Here is a 3892-nt window from a genome sequence, read left to right on the forward strand (position 1 = left end):
TTGATATAATTCTGGTACCATTTTCAATTGATAGGTCGTATTGACAAGTTATGACCTATCTTTTTTTACCATAATTCGCTCAATTTAAGATATATCAAGGGTTACAGGGCGCTTGTCGCCCCCCCAGCTAGTTCTGACTTCAGGTTTTCAACTTGGAGGTGATTATTCTCTATAAGCTCAGTAAAACGCTGCTCAAAACTTTCCTGTTTTCGCTCATTGCTCTTGGTCAGTTCCGTGAAACGCTGCTCAAAGGTTTTATGGGCTTGGGTGATTCCCTTTATTATCTCCTTTGATTCTGACTTGAAGTACTCAAAATTTTGCTGTTCTCGCTCATGGCTATTGGTCAATTCCGTAAAACGCTGCTCAAAACTTTTCTGGGCTTGGGTGAGCTCTTTTATTATCTCCTTTGATTCTGACTTTAACTGTGAGACTTCTGCTAGATAGTCTTTGAGTTTTTTTTCCGTTTCGGCAATACTTTCCAATTTGCTTTGAATCTCATCTAAGTCTACCCCAGCTAGATCTACCTTTGACAAACGCCTTCCTAGTTCCTGTAGGTCTTGATCAATTCGCTTAAAACCGTTTGTAAAATCCATGACTTGTTTACTTATATAAGAGCTATTGATGAATTAGGTTATAGTTTAAATTGGATCGTAATTGATTTTTTTTTATTTTTTAAAGCTATTTATTTATAGACTATATTTTGAATGCTTATTAAGTTATAGTTATATCCGCAAATTTTTAAAATTGCTTGGGTAAAATTTCAGAAATCCGATCTCAAACCATAACTCAACTTAAATTGATAACTTTAAAATACCTCAATTATACACCACAGACTCAAGTCTGTTAGTTGTTTTATAGGGATCCTCGGAATTGTGATAATTTTTGTTCCCTGTTGCCTACTCCCTACTCCCTAATCCGGTGATCTGCTGTTCCCTTTGAGATCATCCCCGCCGCTGTTGCCCAGGGGTTTTCAACCTCTAATACTAAGTTGCGGTCAAACGTACAACTTTCTATCCCTATCTCCCTATCTCCCCATCTCCCCATCTCCCCATCTCCCCATCTCCCTATGCAAGCAATCTACTCTCTTTGAATGCAACTCGGTATAAGATGTAATGATCTCAAAGAGTCCAAGATCGGTTCCATCATCTTGGAATGAAAGCCATGGGAAGTATGTAGCCTGCGGTAGTCTACCTCTTGTTGAGCCAACTGGCGCATGAATAATGCGATGTTTCTTTGGAACCGCTTCGCGATTGACCGTTCGCGCAGCGTCGGGCAAAGCCGGAAAGGTGACGCTACGGGAACGCATCAGTAGGACATTTAATAACCGATTGGGATGGTAGGTTAATCACTGCTAAGGATAGTTCCTGACCGAGCTTGGGTTAATTGCGGGAGCCATTACTTGCAGGAGCCATGATTGCTCATATTTAAAAGCAAACGTTAGTTAATCTAACAAAATTTCGCTACTATAGCTTTTTTTCAATGATTTATTCAATACTTACCCTGAAAACAGCGATGCAGCGCCGACCTGCGGGGGTTCCCCCCATGAGCGACTGCATCAAGACAGGGTAAAACGATTTACTGTAAGCCAACTCAGCGCGCTGTTTGAGATTTTTTTTGAGATTTTTTTGATCAATCAGGACTTACCCATTGCCCCGATTGCTCCACCAAACTTAGTATATTTTTTGAGTACTACCCACCATATTTAGTGGGTTAGCCAGCCAAAACCAACTAAATTTCGTAACTCCTATAAATCCTGGAACTTTAATCATCAAATCTACGTCACTAGGTAGTTTATTCCCTTAAAATAGCTAAGTGTTTCCCCTACTCGATAGATGAGTTCACAAGTTTTTCACAAAGTCTGATTAACGTGTTATCCAAGTCGGATTACTAAAGTCTGATCACTAATCAGATGTTGCTTCAGCTCAATTTAATTGTTGGAGGTTTGTCCATGAACTCGCTCAGTTCCACGTCGATCATCGTTGAGTTGATTGAAGGGTAGATACTACAAGATGTAGCAGTTTATTTACAATTGATTGACCGCTGTTTACAACATTAACTTTTTTTAAAATCTTGACTTTTGACAGGGATTTTAAGATACTGTGTGAAAGGTTGATTAAATAGCAAAGCCATCGTTAAACCGTTTGGAAAACTAATGGTGATTATTGCATCTATGGTCAAGTTATTCGTCATCAAAAATCCTGAAATGCTAACAGATTATGGCACTTTTGACAAGTTGGCACAACCGCTTCAACGACCGCCTAAAGTTCAGAGACTATTTATCACACAAATCCTAAATGTGTAGGGGACACAGCGTGAAGCGTGTCACATCCCCTCTGCTTGGTGGTAGTGTGTTCCAGAGAAAAACCATCAAATCAAGTCTGACATTTCTTGATGCAAAGCGCGAGTGGGGGAAACCACGGCAGTTGCTCATGGGGAGGGGCTGTGTGCGGAACCTGCGTCCGCACCTTGTAAGCCCCGTGGGAACCCCCTTTGGCGGCACTGCCTCCCCAAGACCGCGCTGCATCGCTAACAACCGCGCTGGAACGTATTATACTTAATGGTTTTAAGGGTTTGTGGATAAATACCATCTCAGTGATGGCAGGTGATAGTCTATTGTCAAACTGCGTCAAACTAACAGAGTTTTGACAAATCATGGCCTAGCCTTATCCTATAAATCTACTTGATTGATAAAGCAGCTTAAGGTAGGCAAAAGGTAGGCAAAAAAAATTATCGGGTTGATCTACCTCTCTTGATGCAAAGCGCGAGTGGGGGAAACCACGGCAGTTGCTCATGGGGGGAACCCCCTTTGGCGGCACTGCCTCCCCAACACCGCGCTGGATCGCTTTGATAGCCGTTTTTTATCGGCTGTTGGGTGCGCATTTTCGTTCAGCAACTCAGTTAGTCTAAGTAACTCGTGAATTGGGAAGGCAAATGTTTGCCGTTGTATACTGTTAGACTGGGGCATCTAAAATGTTGAAACTATCAATTCTTGGTATCCGTGGCATTCCCGCCCAATATGGTGGATTTGAAACTTTCGCGGAACGGCTGTCAAAATATCTTGTATCTCAGGGATGGGAAGTCACAGTATATTGTCAGGAAGAGCACAAAAATCAGATGTTTGAAGAATACTGGCATGGTATTCGTCTGGTTCATATACCGGTCCCGTATGGTAACGCAATGGGATCGATAATTTTTGATTGGAAATCTACATTACATGCGCTCAAGCAAAAGGGTATCGTGCTTACCCTTGGCTATAACACAGCCATCTTCAGTATTTGGTATCGCCTCAAAGGAATTACCAATTTTATGAATATGGATGGTCTGGAATGGAAACGCAGCAAATGGAGGCTTCCTGAAAAAATTTGGTTATATCTCAATGAATGGGCTGGGTGTTGGTTAGCTAACAGTTTAATTGCTGATCACCCAGCAATCAAAAGTCATTTATTGACCCGAAAAGTAGCTTCTGATAAAATCACGGTGATTCCTTATGGAACCGAGAAAGTTGTTGATGGCGACTCACAACTTTTAACCGCGTATAATCTGGCTCCGAAGGAGTATGCTTTGGTAATTGCCAGACCTGAACCAGAAAACTCGATTCTAGAGATTGTTTCTGGCTTTTCCAGGCGACCTCGGGGTCTTAAATTGGTGGTGCTTGGTCGCTATTTACCTGATCAGATCCCCTATCACAAACAAGTTTTAGACGCAGCCAGTGATGAGGTGATATTTCCTGGTGCTATCTATAATAAGTCAGTGGTTAATGCCTTAAGATTCCACGCACGACTCTATATTCATGGACATCAAGTTGGTGGCACTAATCCTTCTTTAGTAGAAGCCCTCAGCGCTGGTCAACCGGTTCTGGCAAACAATAATCGCTTCAATCGTTGGGTTGCAG

General features: G+C 41.9%; 4 protein-coding genes. 1 reads left to right on the top strand and 3 read right to left on the bottom strand.

The genetic code is table 11. The annotated features are described in order from the left end of the window. Window positions 1-101: 101 nt before the first annotated feature. From F6K57_RS38965 to F6K57_RS38975, 3 genes are all read right to left on the bottom strand, one after another. Window positions 102-593, bottom strand: coding sequence for a hypothetical protein (locus tag F6K57_RS38965; RefSeq protein ID WP_293074028.1), 492 nt, complete (start codon window positions 591-593; stop codon window positions 102-104). A gap of 310 nt (window positions 594-903) precedes the next feature. After that, on the bottom strand, window positions 904-1044 hold the full coding sequence (locus tag F6K57_RS38970; protein ID WP_293074029.1) for a hypothetical protein: 141 nt from the start codon (window positions 1042-1044) through the stop codon (window positions 904-906). Beyond that, window positions 1025-1306 (bottom strand): hypothetical protein, encoded by a 282-nt coding sequence (locus F6K57_RS38975; protein WP_293074031.1) that lies wholly within the window; start codon window positions 1304-1306, stop codon window positions 1025-1027. The genes F6K57_RS38970 and F6K57_RS38975 overlap by 20 nt, the downstream gene beginning before the upstream one ends. Before the next feature lie 1664 nt (window positions 1307-2970). Between F6K57_RS38975 and F6K57_RS38980 the strand changes: the two genes are divergently transcribed. Beyond that, on the top strand, window positions 2971-3892 hold a 922-nt coding region (locus tag F6K57_RS38980), incomplete at its 3' end, for a DUF1972 domain-containing protein (protein WP_293074032.1).

This window comes from Moorena sp. SIO4A5 (assembly GCF_010672005.1).
In the GTDB taxonomy this organism is placed as follows: domain Bacteria; phylum Cyanobacteriota; class Cyanobacteriia; order Cyanobacteriales; family Coleofasciculaceae; genus Moorena.

Coding starts and splice junctions, on each gene's coding strand:
- F6K57_RS38970 (WP_293074029.1), bottom strand. CDS start 1,044: ATGGGGAGATGGGGAGATAGGGAGATAGGGATAGAAAGTTGTACGTTT.
- F6K57_RS38975 (WP_293074031.1), bottom strand. CDS start 1,306: ATGCGTTCCCGTAGCGTCACCTTTCCGGCTTTGCCCGACGCTGCGCGA.
- F6K57_RS38965 (WP_293074028.1), bottom strand. CDS start 593: ATGGATTTTACAAACGGTTTTAAGCGAATTGATCAAGACCTACAGGAA.